16 protein-coding genes are annotated in these 20671 nt (G+C 69.5%); 7 read left to right on the top strand and 9 right to left on the bottom strand.

Annotated elements, in window-relative coordinates:
- Positions 1–29 precede the first annotated feature (29 nt).
- The 3 genes from gcvP (at position 30) to U5771_RS28135 (ending at position 5665) form a co-directional block, all read left to right on the top strand.
- Positions 30–2957 (top strand): aminomethyl-transferring glycine dehydrogenase, encoded by a 2928-nt coding sequence (gene gcvP, locus U5771_RS28145; protein ID WP_322027008.1) that lies wholly within the window; start codon positions 30–32, stop codon positions 2955–2957.
- Between the two features lie 152 nt (positions 2958–3109).
- On the top strand, positions 3110–4246 hold the full coding sequence (locus tag U5771_RS28140; protein ID WP_322027007.1) for an alginate lyase family protein: 1137 nt from the start codon (positions 3110–3112) through the stop codon (positions 4244–4246).
- Positions 4247–4276: 30 nt separating this feature from the next.
- Positions 4277–5665, top strand: a complete 1389-nt coding sequence (locus tag U5771_RS28135) for an L-serine ammonia-lyase (RefSeq protein ID WP_322027006.1) — start codon at positions 4277–4279, stop codon at positions 5663–5665.
- Positions 5666–5732: 67 nt separating this feature from the next.
- Here U5771_RS28135 and U5771_RS28130 read toward each other — a convergent pair whose 3' ends face one another.
- A complete protein-coding gene (locus U5771_RS28130; RefSeq protein ID WP_322027005.1) occupies positions 5733–6134 on the bottom strand; it encodes a type II toxin-antitoxin system VapC family toxin in 402 nt (133 codons plus the stop codon).
- Positions 6134–6370, bottom strand: coding sequence for a type II toxin-antitoxin system VapB family antitoxin (gene vapB / locus U5771_RS28125; protein WP_322027004.1), 237 nt, complete (start codon positions 6368–6370; stop codon positions 6134–6136). Before vapB ends, U5771_RS28130 begins: the two co-directional genes overlap by 1 nt.
- 421 nt (positions 6371–6791) lie before the next feature.
- On the opposite strand from vapB, the gene U5771_RS28120 reads away from it, so the two are divergent.
- The gene (locus U5771_RS28120) at positions 6792–8495 is read left to right on the top strand and encodes a thiamine pyrophosphate-binding protein (RefSeq protein WP_322027003.1); all 1704 of its coding nucleotides are present in this window, start codon (positions 6792–6794) and stop codon (positions 8493–8495) included.
- Positions 8492–9586, top strand: coding sequence for an ADP-heptose--LPS heptosyltransferase (locus U5771_RS28115; RefSeq protein WP_322027002.1), 1095 nt, complete (start codon positions 8492–8494; stop codon positions 9584–9586). Before U5771_RS28120 ends, U5771_RS28115 begins: the two co-directional genes overlap by 4 nt.
- A gap of 69 nt (positions 9587–9655) precedes the next feature.
- Here U5771_RS28115 and U5771_RS28110 read toward each other — a convergent pair whose 3' ends face one another.
- The 3 genes from U5771_RS28110 to U5771_RS28100 all read right to left on the bottom strand — a co-directional run bounded on the left by U5771_RS28110 (position 9656) and on the right by U5771_RS28100 (position 13305).
- Positions 9656–10690 (bottom strand): helix-turn-helix domain-containing protein, encoded by a 1035-nt coding sequence (locus U5771_RS28110; RefSeq protein WP_322027001.1) that lies wholly within the window; start codon positions 10688–10690, stop codon positions 9656–9658.
- Positions 10691–10875: 185 nt separating this feature from the next.
- Entirely contained in the window at positions 10876–11424 is a 549-nt protein-coding gene (locus tag U5771_RS28105) for a pyridoxamine 5'-phosphate oxidase family protein (RefSeq protein WP_322027000.1), read from the bottom strand.
- A 354-nt stretch (positions 11425–11778) separates the two neighbouring features.
- Entirely contained in the window at positions 11779–13305 is a 1527-nt protein-coding gene (locus tag U5771_RS28100; protein ID WP_322026999.1) for an aldehyde dehydrogenase family protein, read from the bottom strand.
- Between the two features lie 318 nt (positions 13306–13623).
- Here U5771_RS28100 and U5771_RS28095 point away from each other — a divergent pair, with 318 nt between their 5' ends.
- Positions 13624–14052, top strand: coding sequence for a pyridoxamine 5'-phosphate oxidase family protein (locus U5771_RS28095; protein WP_415859442.1), 429 nt, complete (start codon positions 13624–13626; stop codon positions 14050–14052).
- 88 nt (positions 14053–14140) lie between these two features.
- Here the strand turns inward: U5771_RS28095 and U5771_RS28090 are convergent, their stop codons facing one another.
- Positions 14141–15748 (bottom strand): MFS transporter, encoded by a 1608-nt coding sequence (locus U5771_RS28090; RefSeq protein ID WP_322026998.1) that lies wholly within the window; start codon positions 15746–15748, stop codon positions 14141–14143.
- 150 nt (positions 15749–15898) lie between these two features.
- Here U5771_RS28090 and U5771_RS28085 point away from each other — a divergent pair, with 150 nt between their 5' ends.
- Positions 15899–16783, top strand: a complete 885-nt coding sequence (locus U5771_RS28085; RefSeq protein WP_322026997.1) for a LysR family transcriptional regulator — start codon at positions 15899–15901, stop codon at positions 16781–16783.
- 41 nt (positions 16784–16824) lie between these two features.
- Here the strand turns inward: U5771_RS28085 and eutC are convergent, their stop codons facing one another.
- The 3 genes from eutC to eat form a co-directional block, all read right to left on the bottom strand.
- Positions 16825–17616, bottom strand: a complete 792-nt coding sequence (gene eutC / locus U5771_RS28080; protein ID WP_322026996.1) for an ethanolamine ammonia-lyase subunit EutC — start codon at positions 17614–17616, stop codon at positions 16825–16827.
- Entirely contained in the window at positions 17613–19010 is a 1398-nt protein-coding gene (locus U5771_RS28075) for an ethanolamine ammonia-lyase subunit EutB (protein ID WP_322026995.1), read from the bottom strand. Before U5771_RS28075 ends, eutC begins: the two co-directional genes overlap by 4 nt.
- A gap of 111 nt (positions 19011–19121) precedes the next feature.
- Positions 19122–20534, bottom strand: coding sequence for an ethanolamine permease (gene eat / locus U5771_RS28070; RefSeq protein WP_322026994.1), 1413 nt, complete (start codon positions 20532–20534; stop codon positions 19122–19124).
- Positions 20535–20671: the final 137 nt, after the last annotated feature.

The following is a 20671-nucleotide window of genomic DNA, read 5'->3' as shown; positions in this document are numbered from 1 at the left end:
CCGGCCCCGCGCGGGACCAGAGTCACGCCATGAAGCTCGAACACCCGGACCGCCTGATGAACCGCACGCCCCTCTCGCTCGCCGCGCTCGAAACGCACGACGCGTTCGCAGAACGCCACATCGGCCCCGATGCCGCCAGCCAGCAGGCCATGCTCGACACGCTCGGCTTCGCGTCGCGCGCCGCCCTGATCGACGCCGTGATCCCGGCCCCGATCCGCCGCGCCGAAACGCTGCCGCTCGGCCCGTTCGCGCAACCGAAGAGCGAGGCCGAAGCCCTCGCCGCGCTGCGTGCCCTCGCGGACAAGAACCAGGTGTTCCGCTCGTATATCGGCCAGGGTTATTACGACTCGCACACGCCGGCCGTGATCCTGCGCAACGTGCTCGAAAACCCGGCGTGGTACACGGCCTACACGCCGTACCAGCCCGAAATTTCCCAGGGTCGCCTCGAGGCGCTCCTGAACTTCCAGCAGATGGTCGCCGACCTCACGGGCCTCGCGATCTCGAACGCATCGCTGCTGGACGAAGCAACGGCTGCGGCCGAAGCGATGACGCTGCTGCAGCGCACCGGCAAGCCGACGTCGAACGTGTTCTACGTGGCCGACGACGTGCTGCCGCAGACGCTCGAAGTGATCCGCACGCGCGCGCTGCCGATCGGCATCGAAGTCAAGACGGGCCCGGCGGCCGATGCCGCGCAGGCCAACGCGTTCGGTGTGCTGCTCCAGTACCCGGGTGTATACGGCGACGTGCGCGACTACCGCGCGCTCACCGAAGCGATCCACGCAGCCGGCGGCCATGTCGTCGTCGCGGCCGATCTGCTCGCACTGACCGTGCTGACGCCGCCCGGCGAATGGGGCGCGGACGTCGCGGTCGGCAACACGCAGCGCTTCGGCGTGCCGATGGGCTTCGGCGGCCCGCACGCCGCGTATCTCGCGGTGCGTGACGAATTCAAGCGCCAGATGCCGGGCCGCCTGGTCGGCGTGACCGTCGACGCGCAGGGCAAGCCCGCGCTGCGCCTCGCGCTGCAGACGCGCGAACAGCACATCCGCCGCGAGAAGGCGACGTCGAACGTATGTACCGCGCAGGCGCTGCTCGCGATCATGGCGAGCATGTACGCGGTCTACCACGGCCCGCACGGCCTGAAGACGATTGCGCTGCGCGTGAACCGCATCGCGGCGCTGCTCGCCGCCGGCGTGAAGCAGCTCGGTTTCACGACCGTCAACGACACGTTCTTCGACACGCTGACGATCGACACCGGCACGCGCACCGCGCAGGTCCATGCATTCGCGAAGGCCCGGCGCATCAACCTGCGCCGCGTGAACGACACGCAAGTCGGCGTGTCGGTCGACGAAACGACGACCCGCGACGACCTCGCCGATCTCCTCGCCGTGTTCGCGCAGGCCGCGGGCGGCACCGCGCCGGCCGTGGACGCGCTGGACGCGGGCCTCGGCGGCGTCGCCGCACTGCCGGCCGGCCTCGAGCGCACGAGCGCGTACCTGACGCACCACGTGTTCAACCGCCACCATTCCGAAACCGAAATGCTGCGCTACCTGCGCAGCCTGTCGGACAAGGATCTCGCGCTCGACCGCTCGATGATCCCGCTCGGCTCGTGCACGATGAAGCTGAACGCGACGTCGGAAATGCTGCCGGTCACGTGGCCCGAATTCGGCCAGATCCACCCGTTCGCGCCGGCCGAGCAGACCGTCGGCTACCGCGAGATGATCGACCAGCTCGAGCAGATGCTCGTCGCGGCCACCGGCTACGCGGCCGTGTCGCTGCAGCCGAACGCCGGCTCGCAGGGCGAGTACGCGGGCCTGCTGATCATCCACGCTTACCACGCATCGCGCGGCGAAGCGCATCGCGACGTATGCCTGATCCCGGCCTCCGCGCACGGCACGAACCCGGCGTCCGCGCACATGGCCGGCATGAAGGTCGTGGTCGTCGCATGCGACGCGCAGGGCAACGTCGACATCGCCGATCTGAAGGCGAAGGCCGACGAGCATGCGAACGACCTCGCGGCGATCATGATCACGTATCCGTCGACGCACGGCGTGTTCGAGCAGAACGTCCGCGAGATCTGCGAGATCGTGCATGCGCACGGCGGCCAGGTGTACGTCGACGGCGCGAACATGAACGCGATGGTCGGCCTGACCGCGCCGGGCCAGTTCGGCGGCGACGTGTCGCACCTGAACCTGCACAAGACCTTCTGCATCCCGCACGGCGGCGGCGGCCCGGGCGTCGGCCCGGTCGCGGTCGGCGCGCACCTCGCGAAGTTCCTGCCGAACCAGCGTTCGACCGGCTACGCGCGTGCGGAAGACGGCATCGGCGCGGTGTCGGCCGCGCCGTACGGCTCGGCGTCGATCCTGCCGATCTCGTGGATGTACATCGCGATGATGGGCGCGAAGAACCTGACCGCCGCCACCGAAACCGCGATCCTCAACGCGAACTACATCGCGAAGCGCCTCGCGCCGCACTATCCGGTGCTGTATTCGGGCCCGGGCGGGCTGGTCGCGCACGAGTGCATTCTCGACCTGCGTCCGCTCAAGGAAACGAGCGGCATCAGCGTCGACGACGTCGCGAAGCGCCTGATGGACTACGGCTTCCACGCGCCGACGATGAGCTTCCCGGTGCCGGGCACGCTGATGGTCGAGCCGACCGAGTCGGAATCGCAGGAAGAACTCGACCGCTTCATCGCCGCGATGATCGCGATCCGCGAGGAAATCCGTGCGGTCGAGGAAGGCCGCGCCGACCGCGAGGACAACCCGCTGCGCCACGCGCCGCACACGGCGGCCGTCGTCACCGCGAACGAATGGCCGCACGCGTACTCGCGCGAGCAGGCGGCGTACCCGGTCGCATCGCTCGGCACGAACAAGTACTGGCCGCCGGTCGGCCGTGCGGACAACGCCTACGGCGACCGCAACCTGTTCTGCTCGTGCGTGCCGATGTCGGAATACGCATAACGCCCGCCGCGCTCCGGAGTCCGGCCGTGACCACACCGCACGCAACCCCCGGTTGCGTGCGGTTTTTACGTCCGCGGCCCGGCCAACCGGTTCACGCTTGCCCGCCAATCCGGCTAACATCACACGCGATCCAGCCAATCAAGGAGTTCCGCATGGTGCGTCCGATGTTTCCGGGCCATGGCGCAACGCAGGAGCGGCCGCGCACGCGCCGCTTCGTGCCGCTGCTCGTCGCGTCGCTGTCGTTTGCCGCCGCCGGCCTCGGCACGGCCGGCAGCGCGCGCGCGGCGATGAATTTCTGCGCGGCGCCCGCCTTGCAGGCGAGCGAGACGACGCAGGCCGAGCCGGGCGTGCAGGCATTGATCCGCAGCGTCGACGCGCGCATCGGCGAGCAGCCGAAGGCGATGGCGCGCGTGCACACCGAGGGCACGCTGCCGCACGAAGGCATCTACGACCAGAGCGCCGACGCGCTGAAGGACATGGAGTTGATGCGCGACGCCGCGCTCGCGTGGCGCGTGACGAATGCGCCGCGCTACCTGCAGCTCGTCGACCGCTTCCTGTCCGCGTGGGTGTCGACCTACCAGCCGAGCTTCAACCCGATCGACGAGACGCGCTTCGACAGCCTGATCGTCGCGTACGACATGACGGCGAGCGCGCTGCCGGTGAAGACGCGCAACGCAACGGCGGCGTTCATCGCGAAGCTCGGCGCCGGTTACGTCGCGCAGATCGACGCGCAGAAACGCCCGCTCACCGGCACCTGGCGCAACAACTGGCAAAGCCACCGGATCAAGCTGATCGCGCTGTCCGCGTTCACGCTCGGCGACCGCAGGATGATGAACGCCGCGCAGCGGCTGTTCGTCGAGCATCTCGCCGACAACATCGGCCCGGACGGCAAGACCTGGGATTTCGAGGAACGCGACGCGCTGCATTACGCGGTGTACGACCTGCAGCCGCTGGTGACGGCCGCGCTCGCCGCGCGCCGCTTCAACCGCAACTGGCTGCGCGAGCGCGGCGCGAACGGCGCGACGCTCGCGGCCGCGCTCGACTGGCTCGTCCCGTACACGCTCGGCGAGAAAACGCATGAGGAATTCGTGAATTCGCCGGTGCCGTTCGACGCGAAGCGCCGCGAGGCCGGTTTGCCGGGCTATACGGGGCAGTGGGACCCGAAAAACGCCACTGAACTCTTTCATCTGGCCGTGCGGCTCGACGGGCGCTATGCCCGCGTCGCGCGGCAGCTCTCCCCCATGCCGCCCGCATGGCTCGCCGCGTGCCTGCCATTGCAGGCGCGCTAGCATTATTCTTAAAGCAAGGCAGGTATCAAAATGGCAGTCAGCGTGTTTGACCTCTTCAAGATCGGCATCGGCCCGTCCAGTTCGCATACGGTCGGACCGATGCGCGCGGCGCTGATGTTCGTCCAGGGCCTCGAGCGCGACGGGCTGCTCGACGCGACGGCCAACGTGAAGGTCGAGCTGTACGGCTCGCTCGGCGCCACCGGCAAGGGCCACGGCACCGACCGCGGCGTGATGCTCGGCCTGCTCGGCGACGCGCCCGACACCGTCGATCCCGAAACGATCGACGCGCGGCTCGAAGACATCCGCAAGTCGAAAAAGCTCGCGCTGCTCGGCACGCACCCGGTGCCGTTCGTGCTGAAGGAGAACATCGCGTTCTACCGGCAGGCGCTGCCCGAGCACCCGAACGGCATGAAGCTGCGCGCGTCCGACGCGAACGGCGACGTGCTGGTCGAGCGCACCTATCTGTCGGTCGGCGGCGGCTTCGTCGTGACGGCCGGCGCGCCGAACACGAAGGTGCTGAGCGCGGCCGAGCAGATGACGCATCCGTTCCGCACCGGCGCCGAGCTGCTCGCGCTGACCGAGTCGACCGGCAAGTCGATCGCGCAGCTGATGTGGGAAAACGAGCGCGCGTGGCACACCGAGGAAGAGACGCGCGACGGGCTGCTGAAGATCTGGGCCGTGATGCAGTCGTGCGTGTCGCGCGGCTGCGGGATCGGCAACCCGGAAGCCGACGGCAACCTGCCCGGCCCGTTCCAGGTCAAGCGCCGTGCGCCGCAGCTGTATCGCGCGCTGACCGGCCACCCGGAGCGCGCGCTGCAGGATCCGCTGTCGATGGTCGACTGGATCAACCTGTATGCGATCGCGGTCAACGAGGAAAACGCGGCCGGCGGCCGCGTCGTCACCGCGCCGACCAACGGCGCGGCCGGCATCATCCCGGCCGTGCTGCACTACTACACGCGCTTCACGCCGGGCGCGAACGAACAGGGCGTGATCGACTTCCTGCTGACCGCCGCCGCGATCGGCATTCTGTACAAGCTCAACGCGTCGATTTCGGGCGCGGAAGTGGGTTGCCAGGGCGAAGTGGGCGTCGCGTGCTCGATGGCGGCCGGCGCGCTCGCGGCCGTGCTCGGCGGCACGCCGCGCCAGGTCGAGAACGCGGCCGAGATCGGGATGGAGCACAACCTCGGCCTCACCTGCGACCCGGTCGGCGGGATGGTGCAGATTCCGTGCATCGAGCGCAACGCAATGGCGTCGGTGAAGGCCGTCAACGCGGCGCGCATGGCGCTGCGCGGCGACGGCTCGCACTACGTGTCGCTCGACTCGGTGATCAAGACGATGCGCGAGACGGGCGCCGACATGAAGACGAAGTACAAGGAAACGTCGCGCGGCGGGCTGGCGGTGAATATCGTCGAGTGCTGATGCAGGGTCCGGCGCTCATGCGGGGTGGATCGGTATCCCGCATGACCGTCGGACGCAACCACCGCCATTAATCGTTCAGCCAGTTCTCCACTCGCAACCCCGGGTAGCTGACGAAGTCCCGCTCGTTGTTGGTCACGAGGACGACATCGAGCGACACCGCATGAGCGGCGATCAGTTTGTCGAGATGGTCCTTCTTCCGCTCGCGGGTTGCTTCGCGGACCGGACCATACGCCTGTGCAGCCGCGACGTCGAACGGTGCGACAGGAATATCGTCGATCAACGCGGCAAGATTGCGACGCTCCCGTGCAGGACTCGCGCACACGGTGACGCCGTACTCGAGCTCGGCGTACGTGATCGCCGACATCACGACGTCCCCTGTGTAGCACTGTGCAAATCGTCTCGCGACCTGCTCCGGCTGATTCCTCATCAAATAGATGCACATGTTGGTGTCGAGCATGAAGCGCGGCATCACAAACCCTCGCGTTCGGCCTGCTCATGGTCGCCGCGCCCTTCGGTCATGAAGTCCGGCCCGAATTTCGCGAATTTCTCGAGTACGTGGGTCAAAGGCCGCCGCATCGGCCGAATACGGATTTCGTCACCGACCCGCTCGATTTCCAGTTCGATATCGGTGCGCTCATAGGCAAGGTCGGCAGGAATGCGCACGGCCTGCGAGTTGCCGTTCCGAAATACCCTCGTGGTATGCATGTCGATCTCCGCCCGGATGTACAGTGGATGTACATTATCCGATGCGGCTTGCGATGTAAATCCATGTGTGTACATAACGCGCCTTCCCGTGGAAACCCGATCGATCCGCCAAGCTCGATTCGCCGGTCGATACCGGCACGCCCAATCAACCTCACCTTCCCGCCGCTGACGAGCCGGCGGTGAAAATCACCCATCACAGCGGCCGTCGCGCATGCAGCATCGAGACAGGCGCCCGGCACGCCATCCGTCGCACTACTTTTCACCGGCGGGCACGCACGCACAAGCTAGCCATTCGGCCAGTCGACACCCGGGCGTGCGCCCCGAACCGTTCGGCGTTCCGACACTTTTCACCGGCCGGTGTACCGGCGCCCCGGCAACGGGCGTAAGCTGTACGTCCCGCTACCCAGGGAGACGGCAGCCCATGTCGCATTCCAAGGATCTCGAGCCGCGCGCCACCACCGGCGCGCGACTGCTCGTCGATGCGTTGCTCGCCAATCACGTCGAACGCGTGTTCTGCGTGCCGGGCGAGAGCTTCCTCGCCGTACTCGATGCGCTGGCGGACGACACCGCGCGCATCCAGACGGTCGTCTGCCGCCACGAGGCGGCGGCCGCGAACATGGCGGAGGCGGTCGGCAAGCTGACCGGCCATCCCGGCATCGCGTTCGTCACGCGCGGGCCCGGCGCGACCCATGCGTCGATCGGCGTGCACACCGCGTTCCAGGATTCGACGCCGATGATCCTGTTCGTCGGCCAGTGCGCGCGCGAGCACCTCGACCGCGAAGCCTTCCAGGAAATCGACTACCGCCGGATGTTCGGCCAGATGGCGAAATGGGTCGCGCAGATCGACGATCCGCGCCGGATTCCCGAATACCTGAGCCATGCATTCCACGTCGCGACGTCCGGCCGGCCCGGCCCGGTCGTGCTCGCGCTGCCGGAGGACGTGCTGTCCGAAGCTTGCGCGCCGCAGCCCGTCGTGCCGGCCGCGAAACGCGTCGCGGCGTCGCCGTCGGCCGCGCAGATCGACGAGCTGCGCGAACGGCTCGCGCGCGCCGAGCGGCCGTTCGCGATCGTCGGCGGCAGCGGCTGGACGCCCGACGCGTGCGCGAACCTGCGCACCTTCGTCGAGCGCTGGCAACTGCCGGTCGCGTGCGCGTTCCGCTTCCAGGACACCGTCGACAACGCACAACCGAACTATGCGGGCGACGTCGGCCTCGGGATCAATCCCGCGCTCGGCAAGCGGATCCGCGATGCCGACCTGCTGCTGGTGCTCGGGCCACGCCTCGGCGAAGCGACAACGGGCGGCTACACGCTGCTCGACATCCCGAAGACGCGCCAGACGCTGATCCACGTGCACCAGGGCGCGGACGAGCTCGGTCGCGTGTATGCGGCCGACCTGCCGATCGTGTCCGGGATGCCGGAGATCGCGGCGCCGCTCGCCGCGCTCGAAGCGCCGGCGCAACCCGCGTGGGCCGGCACGGCCGCCGACGCGCACCGCGCGTACCGCGAATGGCACGCGCCGCTGCCGATGCCCGGCGACGTCCAGCTCGGCGACGTGATGGTGCAACTGCGCGAGCGTCTGCCGCACGACGCGATCCTGACCAACGGCGCCGGCAACTACGCGATCTGGCTGCATCGCCATTTCGCGTACCGGCACTTCCGCTCGCAGCTCGCGCCGACCAGCGGTGCGATGGGCTACGGGCTGCCCGCCGCGCTCGCCGCGAAGTCGCTGTATCCGGCGCGGGCCGTGGTCGCGCTCGCCGGCGACGGCTGCTTCATGATGGCCGGCAACGAACTCGCGACCGCGATGCAGTACGGACTGAACATCGTCACAATCGTCGTCAACAACGGGCATTTCGGCACGATCCGCATGCATCAGGAGCGTAACTATCCGGGCCGCGTGCACGGCACGGGGCTCACGAACCCCGATTTCGCCGCGTATGCACGCGCGTTCGGCGCGCATGGCGAGACGGTCGAGCGCACCGCCGACTTCGCGCCGGCACTGGAGCGCGCGCTGACCTGCGGGCTGCCGGCGCTGATCGAGATCCGCATCCCGCAGGACGCCAGCACGCCGGCCGCGACGCTCGAGCAGATCCGCGAGCAGGGCCGCCGCGCGCGCGGCGCATGACGATGGAGCAGCGCGTCGCGCCGGCCGGCCTCGCGCTGTCGCGCGACGACGCGCTCGCCCATCCCGGCACGCTGCTCGCCCCCGACGGCATGCTCGTCGCACCGTATGACCTCGAGCACGGCGGCGGCCCCGCGGAGGATCACGTGCCGGCCGCGCCGGCGCTCGGCCTGCTGCACGCCGCCCACCAGCCGTTCCGGCTCGACTACGACCGCACGACGGACGTGCACGTGATCAACGGCATGGGCGTCGCGCTCGGCGACTCGGTGATCGGGCTGACCGCGCTCGCCGCGCTGCGCACGCTGCACCCCGGCCTGCGCTTCACGCTGTACCGGCCGGCCCGCACGCCGCGCTACGTCGACGCGCTGTATGCGCTCGCGGCCGACGTCGTCGCGCCGTCGCGTGCGCTGCCGTACGCCGCCGATGCACTGCCCGCGCACATGCCCCGCATCGATCTCGGCAATCACCTGTACTGGCCCGCGTTCGCGCGGCAGCCGATGATCGACTTCTTCCTCGACGCGCTCGGCGCGGATCCGGCCACGGTGCCGGCCGCCGCGAAGCGCAATCGCTGGCTCGCGCGGCTGCGGCTGCCCGCGCTGCCGGCCGAGTGGGGGCAGCCGTACGTGCTGTTCTGCCCGACCGCGAGCACCGCGGTGCGCAGCGTGCCGCCGGCGTTGCGCGCGGCATTCGTCGAGCAACTCGCGCAGCGTTACGGGCTGCCGGTGGCCGGCTTCGGCCCCGTTGCGCATCCCGCCTACGTCGACGTGAGCCGCGATGCGCCCGATACCGCGCGCTTCATCGCCTGGGTCAAGGGGGCGAGCGTGCTGTTCGCGCCCGATACGGCCGCGCTGCATCTCGCCGACGGCTTCGACGTGCCGACGCTCGGCTGTTTCACGACGATCGGGCCGACGCTGCGCGTGCACGACTACCCGCACTGCGTGCCGGTCGCGCTCGACCTGCCGGCCGGATTGCACGGGCTGCATCGCAGCGAACGGCCGGACGATCTCGCGGCGGTCGAAGCCGCTTACCGGGCGATCGACTGGGATGCGTTGCCGTGGCCTGCGCCGCGCGAAGCGGCGGCTACGGGCGGATAGAGAGAGAAAAACGGGAGTCGCCCGAACGGCCGAACGCGCGGCGGCATCCCCGCGCCGCCGCGGCCCTCCTCATCCGGCCGCCACCGTCACCGCCCGATCGCGCAGCGTCTCCGACGGCCGCTTGCCGAACAGCCGCCGGTAGTCGGTCGCGAACTGGCTCAGGTGCCAGAAGCCCCACGCCTCCGCGACGTCCTGCACCGAACCGGCCGCCCGCCCGCACAGGTCGCGCCGCGCGCCGTTCAGCCGCAGCGTGCGCAGGTAGGTCGCGGGCGCCATGCCGAGCACGTCCTGGAAGCAGTACTGCAGCGTGCGCCGGCTCACGTGCAACTGCTCGCACAGCTCGGGCACGCCGACCGGGCGCGTGCGGTGGGCGAGCACGTACTCACGTGCCTGCTCGACGATCCAGCGCCGTGTCGACGGCGCACCGCCCGCGCCGTCGTCCGCCGGTTGCGCGCACGCGTCGAACAGCGCGGCCAGCACCTCGGCCTGCAGGTCGTCGCGCTGCGCGTCGGGCAACGGCCCGCCCACGGCCGCCGCGCCGTCGAGCCGGTGGCCGAGCAGCGCGCACAGGCGCGCGAGCCGCGTGTCGCCGACCTGGATCACGTGCTGCGTGAACAGCCGCTCGTCGAGCGCGCGGTGCTCGACCTCCTCCGCGTAGCGGCGCAGCACGTCGCCGCGCACGACCACGCCGTAGATCGAGAACTGCGCGGGTGTCAGCAATTCGAATTCGACGTTGCCGGGCCGGAACGCGAGCGCGCCGGGGCCGATGCGGCACGCATCGACCCGCGCGGTGCCGTCGCTCATCAGCGGGATGCCGAACCAGTACGCGTCGCCGCGCACCTCGCACGCCTGCCGCAGCAGGTGGCTGGTCGATTCGCGAAACAGCTTCATCGTGTCGAGCGGCAGCTCGGTCAGCGTGCCGACGAAGCGGCCGGCCGCGAGCTGGTCGTAGGTCTGCCGCCAGCCGATCAGATTGCGCGCCTGCTCGTCGGCGTCGTGCGCGACGCTGACCACGGCCTGGCCGGCCAGCGCGTCGTCGCCCTGCGCGCTGCGCCGCGTGTCCTCGGCCGTCGGCTCGGCCATGCACTCCACTCGTTGATCCATGGTGTTCTCCTCACCTGCCCGGGACCGCGTCCATCACGCAAGTCCCGTGCCGAACCGCGTTGTCCGGCGACAAGCCCGTCATTCCACGCCGTGCGGCCAACTCGCGCCATGCGGGCGCACCCGGAGACGGCACGGCGCGCACCGCGCGGGTGCGGCATGCGCGCCGCCGGCGGCGTGGCGACACGCTACGCGCCCGGCCTCAACCGCACGACCCGCGTGCCGCAATTGCCGTACGCCTGCGCGACCGCCAGCTCGACGATCGGACTGCCGGCCGGCCAGGGCGCCGCGTCCGCTTCCTGCAGATCGGCACGCAACGTCGCGCGGCCGTTGATCCGGTAGCGGATGCCGCGCACGAAATCGATGAACAGCAGCCCGACGCCGCTGCCGTCGCACGCGAGCGCATCGATCCGGTTGCCGTCGCCGTGCGTCGGCAGCGCGAAGCGCAGCGTCTTCGTGTCGATCACGCGCACGACCGGCCACAGATCGCCGTTCGCGTCGCGCACGCCCTGCACGATGTCGCAGGTCACGCGTGCCGGGGCCGGATCGCCGCGCGTCGTGCCGACGAACATGAACGGCTGCGATTCGACGAACTGGCGCACGCCGATGCTCAGCCGCGTCGTCACGACGTCGCTCATCCGCTCGGCTTCGTCGGCGACGCCGAACCGGTGATGCGCGTCGAGCTCGCCTGCGTGAAACACCGGGTGACGCGGAAACGATCGGGGCGGTTCTGCCATGCTGGTTTCGGTCGGGGCCATCGCTGCGCGAGGCGGCCGCGAACGCGCGACGGCCGGTGCGGTGACCGAAGCCGGCCGCCGGCGACGCGCAGCCGAGGCCGCGTATCGAATGTCGAAAGGCGAATATCGAAAGGCGAAAACGGCGAAGGGCCGGGCGAACGGTCGCCAGCGCATTGCCGCATCGCCGCGGACCCCGCCCGACGGCCGGACAGCCATCGCCCGACCGTCGAACCTTCCACGGAAATCCGGCGCCGGCCACCGAACCTTCCACGGAAATCCGGCGCCGGCCACCGAACCGGGCAGCGTTTCGCTGCCGCCCGGCCGGCCCCGGCACTTCGCCCCCTGCTGCTGCGATCAGAAGAACCCGAGCGCCTCGGCCTGGTAGCTGACCAGCAGGCACTTCGTCTGCTGATAGTTCGACAGCGCCATCTTGTGCGTCTCGCGACCGATGCCCGACTGCTTGTAGCCGCCGAACGCCGCGTGCGCGGGGTACAGGTGGTAGCAGTTGGTCCACACGCGGCCGGCCTCGACCTCGCGGCCCATCCGGTACGCGCGCGTGCCGTTGCGCGTCCACACGCCCGCGCCGAGCCCGTAGAACGTGTCGTTCGCGAGTTCGATCGCTTCCTGCTCGTCCTTGAACGTCATCACCGACGCGACCGGCCCGAAGATCTCTTCCTGGAACACGCGCATCTTGTTGTTGCCGAGCAGCATCGTCGGCTTCACGTAGTAGCCCGTGCCGAGCTCGGCGGCCGGTGCCGTGCGCTCGCCGCCCGTCAGGCATTGCGCGCCTTCGTCGCGGCCGATGTCGATGTACGACAGGATCTTGTCGAGCTGCTGCTGCGACGCCTGCGCGCCGATCATCGTCTGCAGGTCGAGCGGGTGGCCGCCCTTGATGCGCTCGACGCGCGCGACGGCCTTCTCGATGAAACGCTCGTAGATCGATTCCTGGATCAGGATCCGCGACGGGCACGTGCACACTTCGCCCTGGTTCAGCGCGAACATCGCGAGGCCTTCGAGCGCCTTGTCGAGGAATGCATCGTCCTGGTCGAGCACGTCCGCGAAGAAGATGTTCGGGCTCTTGCCGCCCAGTTCGACCGTCGACGGGATCAGGCTGTCGGCCGCCGCATGCAGGATGTGCTTGCCGACCGGCGTGGAACCGGTGAACGCGATCTTCGCGATCCGCTTGCTGGTCGCGAGCGCCTCGCCCGCTTCCTTGCCGAAGCCGCTGACGATGTTGATCGTGCCGGCCGGGAACAGGTCGCCGATCAGCTCCATCAGCACCATGACCGACGCGGGCGTCTGCTCGGCCGGCTTCATCACCACGCAGCAGCCGGCCGCGAGCGCCGGCGCGAGCTTCCACGCGGCCATCAGCAGCGGAAAGTTCCACGGGATGATCTGGCCGACGACGCCGAGCGGCTCGTGGAAGTGATACGCGACGGTGTTGTCGTCGATCTCGGAAATGCCGCCTTCCTGCGCGCGGATGCAGCCCGCGAAATAGCGGAAGTGGTCGATCGCGAGCGGCAGGTCGGCCGCCATCGTCTCGCGCAGCGGCTTGCCGTTGTCGATCGTCTCGGCCACGGCCAGCAGCTTCAGGTTCTTTTCCATCCGGTCGGCGGCGGCGAGCAGCAGGTTCGCGCGCTCGGCGACCGACGTCTTGCCCCACTTGCGGCGCGCGGCGTGCGCGGCATCGAGCGCGACCTCGATGTCGTCGGCGCTCGAGCGCGGCACGCGGCAGAACGGCTTGCCGTTGATCGGCGACACGTTCTCGAAATACTCGCCCTTCACCGGCGGAACCCACTTGCCGCCGATGTAGTTGTCGTACTGCTGACGATACGGATATTCGACGTCGAGGCCCAATTGTTTCAGGTCAAACGGGTTCATACATGTCTCCTGTTTCATCGTGCTTGTGTGAATACAGCGCCGGTTGGATCGCGCTGCACGGTTTACGCAACATGCGTGCCAAACCGGGCGAAAACGGAACAGGAGCGGTGCGTCCGGCCGCCCGCCGGGGGCGGTGCCGACGCACGGGAAACGGGTGTCACGATTCTGAACACCGCGACGGCACAGCGGCGAGGCGGGTGTTCTGAATTTCCACAGCACACCTGTGCACGCGCCGCGGCACGCCACGCTCGCCGCGTGGCATGTCGCTTGCGTGCGGAACGCGGATCCGCACGCATCGGCCACGCGCCGACCGACACCATGAACGACCCGGGCCCCCTCAGCGACGATGCCGTCGCGTTCATCCATGAACAGGTATTCCTGATCGTCGCGACCGCAAACGCGGCGGGCGACAGCGACTGCTCGTATCGCGGCCGGCAGCCGCGCGCGGACGGTTCGTTCGCCCCGCTCGTCGACCTGCCCGATCGCCGGACGCTCGTGCTGCCCGACTTCGCGGGCAACAACCTGTTCAACACGATCGGCAACCTGCTCGTGAATCCGGCGATCGCGCTGCTGTTCGTCGATTTCGTCCGGCAGACGACGTGGCTCGTGCAGGGGCGTGCGACGATTGACGAAGATGCGCGAAGCCACGCGCAGCTGTGGCCGGATGCGCGGCGTTATGTGGTCGTTGAAGTGGACAGCGCGCACGCGCGGGCCGATGCGGGGCTGCCGCCGCTCGTGCTCGCGTAATGCGGGAGCCCGGTCGTCGCTGCAAGGGGATGACGATCGCGACATGCAGCGCGCGCTTGCCGAAACGCCCGCCTGCGGCGACGCACGCTCACCGCCCGTTCGCCTCCGCGCAAGCCGGTTCGGTCCGGCGACGCGCCGGCGCTCCGGGATGCGCATGCTCGCCGTCATCGCCTCGCGTTTCGGCAACCGCCGGCCGCGCGCCAAGAAACGCGAACACCACGCCCGCACACAGCACCGTGACGACCGCGAGCCCGATCAGCAGCCGATCGAACGCGTGCGTATAGCTCGCGAGCAGCGCCGCACGCCCCACGCCCGGCAACACGGCCGCGGCACCGGCGAGATCGCCCGTCGCGAGCCGCGCGGCCGCCCGCAGCGCCGCGTCGGACGTCCCCGCCGCCGCCTGTCGCAAATCGGCGTGCGCGAGCGTCGCCAGCACCGCGCCGACGATCGCGAGCGCGATCCCCTCGCCCGCCACGCGCGTCGTGCTGAAGATCCCGGTCGCCATCCCCGCACGCTCCTTCGGCACGACGCTGACCGACAGCCCGTCCATCAGCCCCCACGGCATGCCGGCCCCGACGCCGATCGCGAGCATCGGCGCGATCGCCGCCGGCCCCGCGCCGCCGCGCAGCGCGACGCCCAGCCACACGAGGCCTGCCGCCGCGAGCAGGAGCCCGAGCCCCGCGATCACGCCCGCCGACAGCCAGCGCGTGAGCGTCGCCGCCATCAGCGGCACGACGAGCATCGGCGCGGAGATCGCGAGCATCAGCCAGCCCGCGTCGATTTCGCTGAAGCCGTCGATGCCGATGAAGCGCAGCGGCAGCACGACGAGCAGCACGATGTAGCAGCAGCAGGTCGACACCGGCAACACCTGCACGCCGACGAAGCGCGGAATCCGGAACAGCGACAGGTCGAGCATCGGCCGCGCGACGCGCGTCTCGATCGCGACGAATGCGCACGCGCCGAGCGCCGCGCCCGCGAGCAGCGCGACGACGAGCGGATGCGTCCAGCCGCGCGCGGGCGCCTCGATCACGCCGAACGTGAACAGCGTGAGCGCGGCGGTGAACGCGGCCGTGCCGGGCCAGTCGAGCCCCGTCGCGTGCGGATCGCGCGACTCGTGCATGCGCGGCAACCCGAACCCGAGCGACAGCGCGCCGGCCGCCGCGCCCGTGACGAAGATCGCGCGCCAGCCACCGTGCGCGATCAGCCAGCCGGCGAGCACCGGCCCGAACGCGAGCCCGATCCCGAACGTCGTGCCGAGCAGGCTGAATGCACGCGTGCGCGCCGCGCCGTCGAACTCTTGCGCAAGCATGGCCGTGCCGCCCGCGAGCGCCGCGGCCGCCGCGAGCCCTTGCGCGGCGCGCAGCAGGTCGACCGTGAGCATCGACGGCGCGAACGCGAGCGCGACCGACATCAGCGTGAAACCGCCGACGCCGATCGCGAACACCCGCTTGCGGCCGAACTGGTCGGCCAGCGCGCCCGCCGCCATCAGGAAACTGCCGAACGCGAGCATGAACGCGTTGGTGATCCAGTTCATCGCGACCGGGCCGCCGTGCAGGTCGCGGCCGATCGCGGGCGTCGCGACCGCGCCGCCCGAAAACGACAGCGGCAGCGCGACGGCGGCCAGGCAGACGGCGGCCAGCACCCACGCGCGCCGGCGTGCCGACGTGGCTGAATCGGCTGAAAACGGGTGATCCATCATCGCTCCTCGAAAAGCCGGCGCGGATGCGCCTCAAGCGCGATCAAAGATAATTCCGATTCAATCGTCGAAAAACCACGCAAGGCTCCGGATATAACGGACTAAAATTCCTCAATTCACCGCTTCGCGACCGCTCGCCTGCCTACGTCGATGGAAAACCTGAACGGCATCGCCGCCTTCGTCCGCACCGCCGAAGCGCTCAGCTTCGTCGCGGCCGGCCGCGCGCTCGGCATCTCGGCCTCCGCCGTCGGCAAGACGATCGCGCGGCTCGAGCAGTCGCTCGGCGTGCGCCTGTTCAACCGCACGACGCGGCGCGTCACGCTGACCGACGAAGGGCGTCATTTCTACGAACGCTGCCAGCGGATCCTCGAGGATTTTCGCGATGCGGAGGCGACCGTGACGGCCTCCGCGCAGCGCCCGCGCGGCAAGCTGCGCGTGAGCCTGCCCGTGATCGGCTACCGGTTCCTGCTGCCGGTGCTGCCCGAATTCAGGCAGCGCTATCCGGACGTCGAACTCGATCTGGATTTCAACGACCGGATGGTCGACGTCGTCGAAGGCGGGTTCGACGCGGTGATCCGCAGCGGCCCGCTGTCGGATTCGAGCCTGATGTCGCGGCGGCTCGGCCCGTTCGCGTTCGTGCTGTGCGCAACGCCCGCGTATCTCGCGCAGGCCGGCACGCCGCGGGCGCCGCGCGATCTCGAAGCGCACGATTGCGTGCGCTACTGCTTCCCGACCACCGGCAAGCTGCAGGACTGGGCGCTCGCCGCCGCCGACGGTACGCCGCTGAAGCTGCGCACCGCGATGACCTGCAACAACATGGAAGCGCTGCGCGGCGCGGTCACGGCGGGGCTCGGCATCGGCTACATGCCCGACTTTCTCGCGCGCGACGCGCTGGACACGGACACGCTCGTCACCGTGCTCGACGACTACCGGATCGCGCCGGGGCAGTTCTCGATCGTGTGGCCGTCCAGCCGGCAGTTGTCGCCGAAGCTGCGCGTGTTCGTCGATTTTCTGTGCGAGCGGCTGTTCACGTAGCGGAGCGGAGCGGTCGTGCCGACACTCCGCATCACTTCGCATCACTCCGCGCCGATCCGCTCCGCTTCCGCCTGCGGCAACAGCGCATCGCTGTCGTCCTTCAGCCCGACGCCCGTGAGGCCAAGCCGGCGCGCATGCGTCATCAGGTAATGCAGCTTGTGCGCGGCGGCGGCATGCGGCAGCCCTTCGGGCCGCACGTTCGAGATGCAGTTGCGCAGCGCGTCGTGGCAGCCGACCTTCGGCGCCCAGGTCAGGTACACGCCGAGGCTGTCCGGCGAGCTGAGCCCCGGCCGTTCGCCGATCAGCATCGCGACGACCTGCGCGCGCAGCAGCTCGCCGATCTCGTCGCCGAGCGCGACGCGCGCCTGCGTCGCGACCACCACCGGGCCGATCCGCCAGCCGTCCGCGGCGAGCCGCGGGCACACGGCCTGCAGCAGCGGCAGCGCCTGCTTTGCGGCCGCGAACGCCGACAGCCCGTCGCCGACCACGAACACGACCTCCGGCGCGTCGTCGAGCGCCGCGCCGTAGCCCGCCAGCAGCGCGCGTCCGTCGTCCGACAGCTTGCGGCCGAGGTCCGGCCGGCGCAGATAGTGCTGACGATCGGGCGCCGCGCTCTGCACGCCGAGCGTCGCGAAGCCGGCCGCGTCGATCTCGCGGCGCAGCGCGTCCGCGTCGAGCGGCTGGTGCACGGCGTCGCGCGCCTGCGCGTGCGACAGGTTGAACGCGAGCAGCGGCGCGGTCGGCAGGCTGCTGCCCGCGCGGCCGAGCGCGATCCGCGCGTTCGTGAACGACTTCAGCTGCGCCCACGGGTTCTTTTCGACGGCGTCGCTCATGCCGAAATCCCCATCCAGTCGTTCGCGCCCGCGAGCAGCGGCACGCGCGCGCTCGCGGCGCGCAGCGCACCGTGCGCGTCGGCGATCTCCATCGTCTCCAGCCACTCCTCGAACTCGGGCGCGCGGCGCAGGCCGAGCACCTCGCGCACGTAGAGCTGGTCGTGAAACGACGTGCTCTGGTAGTTCAGCATCACGTCGTCCGCGCCCGGAATCCCCATGATGAAGTTGATGCCGGCCGCCCCCAGCAGCGTCAGCAGCGTGTCCATGTCGTCCTGGTCGGCTTCCGCGTGATTCGTGTAGCAGATGTCGCAGCCCATCGGCACGCCGAGCAGCTTGCCGCAGAAGTGATCCTCGAGCCCCGCGCGGATGATCTGCTTGCCGTCGTACAGGTATTCGGGCCCGATGAAGCCGACCACCGTGTTCACGAGGAACGGATCGAACTTGCGCGCGACCGCATACGCGCGCACCTCGCAGGTCTGCTGGTCGACGCCGAAGTGCGCGTTCGCCGACAGCGCGCTGCCTTGCCCCGTCTCGAAATACATCAGGTTATCGCCGACGGTGCCGCGCTTGAGCGACAACGCGGCCTCGCGCGCCTCGCCGAGCAGCGCGAGCGAAATGCCGAAGCTCGCGTTCGCCTTCTCGGTGCCCGCGATCGACTGGAACACCAGGTCGACCGGCGCGCCCTTCTCGATCGCCGCGATCGTGTTGGTCACGTGGGTGAGCACGCACGACTGCGTCGGCACGCCGTAGCGTTCGCGGAACCCGTCGATCATCGCGAGCAGCTTCACGATCGCCGCGAGGCTGTCGGTGGCCGGATTGATGCCGATCATCGCGTCGCCGCAGCCGTACATCAGCCCGTCGAGCATCGACGCGGCGATGCCCTTCACGTCGTCGGTCGGATGGTTCGGCTGCAGCCGCACCGACATCCGGCCGGCCAGCCCGACCGTGTTGCGAAAGCGCGTGACGACGCGGCGCTTCCTCGCGGCCGCGATCAGGTCCTGGTTGCGCATCAGCTTCGACACGGCCGCGACCATCTCGGGCGTGAGGCCCGGCGCGATCCGTTCGAGCGCGGCGCCGTCGGCCGCCGGCGACAGCAGCCAGTTGCGGAAGTCACCGACGGTGAGGTGCGAGATTTCCGCGAACGCGGCCGCGTCGTGATCGTCGAGGATCAGGCGCGTGACCTCGTCGTGCTCGTACGGAATCACCGCTTCGTTCAGGAACGCCTTCAGCGGCACGCCCGCGAGCGCGATCTTCGCGGCGACGCGCTCCTCCTCGCTCGCCGCCGCGACGCCGGCGAGCTGGTCGCCGGAGCGCAGCGGGCTCGCCTTCGCGAGCAGCGTTTTCAGGTCCGCGAAGCGGTACGTGCGCGGGCCGATCGTCTCGGTATGGGACATCGTTCGAATCTCCTTGCCAGTCCTTGCCCATCCTGGCCGAATGCCGAAGGCGCGCCCGTTCGACGGGGCGCGCCGGATGCCGTCACGAACGGCCGTTCGGGTTCGCCATCCTCATTCCTCGAGCAGCACGTCGGCCGGCGCGCTCGCGCGCTGCGAACGGGTCGCGAGGAAGTACGCGTAGCCGAGCGCGAGGAACGCGACGAACACCATCGCCACCAGCCCGTTGAAATACACCATCGTCGCGAGGCAAATCAGGGCCGCAACGATCGCGAACGCCGGGAAGAACGGGTACAGCGGCGCGCGGAACGGCCGCGCCATGTTCGGCTGCGAACGGCGCAGCTTGAACAGCGCCGCCATGCTTACGATATACATCACGATCGCGCCGAACACCGACATCGTCACGATGTTCGCGGTGAGCGTCTGGCCGCCGAACTGGATCAGCTCGTCGCTGTAGATCGCGGCGATCCCGACCACGCCGCCCGCGAGAATCGCGCGATGCGGCGTCTTGAAGCGCGGATGCACCTTCCCGAGCCACTCCGGCAGATAGCCTTCGCGGGCCAGCGCGAAGATCTGGCGCGAATAGCCGAGGATGATCCCGTGGAACGACGCGACCAGCCCGAACAGCCCGAGCCACACGAGCATGTGCATCCAGCCGCTGTTCGCGCCGACGATGTACTTCATCGCCTGCGGCAGCGGGTCGTTGATGTTCGCGAGCTTGGTCCAGTCGCCCGCGCCGCCGGCGAACACCATCACGCCGATCGCGAGCGTGACGAGCGTCAGGATGCCGGCCACATAGGCGATCGGGATCGAGCGCTTCGGGTTCTTCGCCTCCTCGGCGGCCATCGCGACGCCTTCGATCGCGAGGAAGAACCAGATCGCGAACGGGATCGCCGCGAACATGCCGTGGAATGCGCCGACGCTGAAGTGATCGGCGCCCGACCAGCCGCCCTTCATGAAGTTGCTCCACGCGAAGCCCGGCGACACGACGCCCATGAACACCAGCAGCTCGAAGATCGCGAACAGCGTGACGACCAGCTCGAACGTCGCGGCGATCTGCACGCCGACGATGTTCAGCGCCATGAACACGAGATACGCGCCCATTGCCGCGTGTTTCGGTTCGAGACCCGGAAACTGCACGTGCAGGTACGCGCCGATCGCGAGCGCGATCGCGGGCGGCGCGAACACGAACTCGACGAGCGTCGCGGCGCCGGCAAGATAGCCGCCCGCCGGGCCGAACGCGCGGCGCGCATACGCGAACGGGCCGCCCGCGTGCGGGATCGACGTCGTCAGTTCGGTGAAGCTGAAGATGAAGGTGGTGTACATCGCCGCGACGAACATCGCGGTGACGACGAAACCCAGCGTGCCGGCGCTCGCCCAGCCGTAGCTCCAGCCGAAGTATTCGCCTGAAATCACGAGGCCGACCGCGATGCCCCACAGTTGCCAGGTCCCGAGCGTCTGCTGCAGCGCGGGCTGGCCGGACGACTTGGCGCCGGCGACGGGCCGGCCATTCGACTCTGCTTTCATCGGATTCTCCTGAAAGGCGCCGGCCTGCCGGCCCGCGCGACTGAGAATCGATGCTAGAGAGTCATTAAACGACGTGTTATCGAAATTCGGCAAAGATGGCGGCCGACGTTTCGCCGACGGCAACGCCGGGCGGTGGG

The organism is Burkholderia sp. BCC1977 (assembly GCF_905339595.1).
Lineage (GTDB): Bacteria > Pseudomonadota > Gammaproteobacteria > Burkholderiales > Burkholderiaceae > Burkholderia.
Note: the sequence above shows the minus strand (reverse complement) of the source record. Positions and strands in the feature narration are given on the sequence as shown.

Bases quoted from the DNA above. Each gene is read 5' to 3' on its own strand.
- gcvP (WP_322027008.1), top strand. From the start codon at position 30: ATGAAGCTCGAACACCCGGACCGCCTGATGAACCGCACGCCCCTCTCG.
- U5771_RS28140 (WP_322027007.1), top strand. From the start codon at position 3,110: ATGGTGCGTCCGATGTTTCCGGGCCATGGCGCAACGCAGGAGCGGCCG.
- U5771_RS28135 (WP_322027006.1), top strand. From the start codon at position 4,277: ATGGCAGTCAGCGTGTTTGACCTCTTCAAGATCGGCATCGGCCCGTCC.
- U5771_RS28130 (WP_322027005.1), bottom strand. From the start codon at position 6,134: ATGCCGCGCTTCATGCTCGACACCAACATGTGCATCTATTTGATGAGG.
- vapB (WP_322027004.1), bottom strand. From the start codon at position 6,370: ATGCATACCACGAGGGTATTTCGGAACGGCAACTCGCAGGCCGTGCGC.
- U5771_RS28120 (WP_322027003.1), top strand. From the start codon at position 6,792: ATGTCGCATTCCAAGGATCTCGAGCCGCGCGCCACCACCGGCGCGCGA.
- U5771_RS28115 (WP_322027002.1), top strand. From the start codon at position 8,492: ATGACGATGGAGCAGCGCGTCGCGCCGGCCGGCCTCGCGCTGTCGCGC.
- U5771_RS28110 (WP_322027001.1), bottom strand. From the start codon at position 10,690: ATGGATCAACGAGTGGAGTGCATGGCCGAGCCGACGGCCGAGGACACG.
- U5771_RS28105 (WP_322027000.1), bottom strand. From the start codon at position 11,424: ATGGCAGAACCGCCCCGATCGTTTCCGCGTCACCCGGTGTTTCACGCA.
- U5771_RS28100 (WP_322026999.1), bottom strand. From the start codon at position 13,305: ATGAACCCGTTTGACCTGAAACAATTGGGCCTCGACGTCGAATATCCG.
- U5771_RS28095 (WP_415859442.1), top strand. From the start codon at position 13,624: ATGAACGACCCGGGCCCCCTCAGCGACGATGCCGTCGCGTTCATCCAT.
- U5771_RS28090 (WP_322026998.1), bottom strand. From the start codon at position 15,748: ATGGATCACCCGTTTTCAGCCGATTCAGCCACGTCGGCACGCCGGCGC.
- U5771_RS28085 (WP_322026997.1), top strand. From the start codon at position 15,899: ATGGAAAACCTGAACGGCATCGCCGCCTTCGTCCGCACCGCCGAAGCG.
- eutC (WP_322026996.1), bottom strand. From the start codon at position 17,616: ATGAGCGACGCCGTCGAAAAGAACCCGTGGGCGCAGCTGAAGTCGTTC.
- U5771_RS28075 (WP_322026995.1), bottom strand. From the start codon at position 19,010: ATGTCCCATACCGAGACGATCGGCCCGCGCACGTACCGCTTCGCGGAC.
- eat (WP_322026994.1), bottom strand. From the start codon at position 20,534: ATGAAAGCAGAGTCGAATGGCCGGCCCGTCGCCGGCGCCAAGTCGTCC.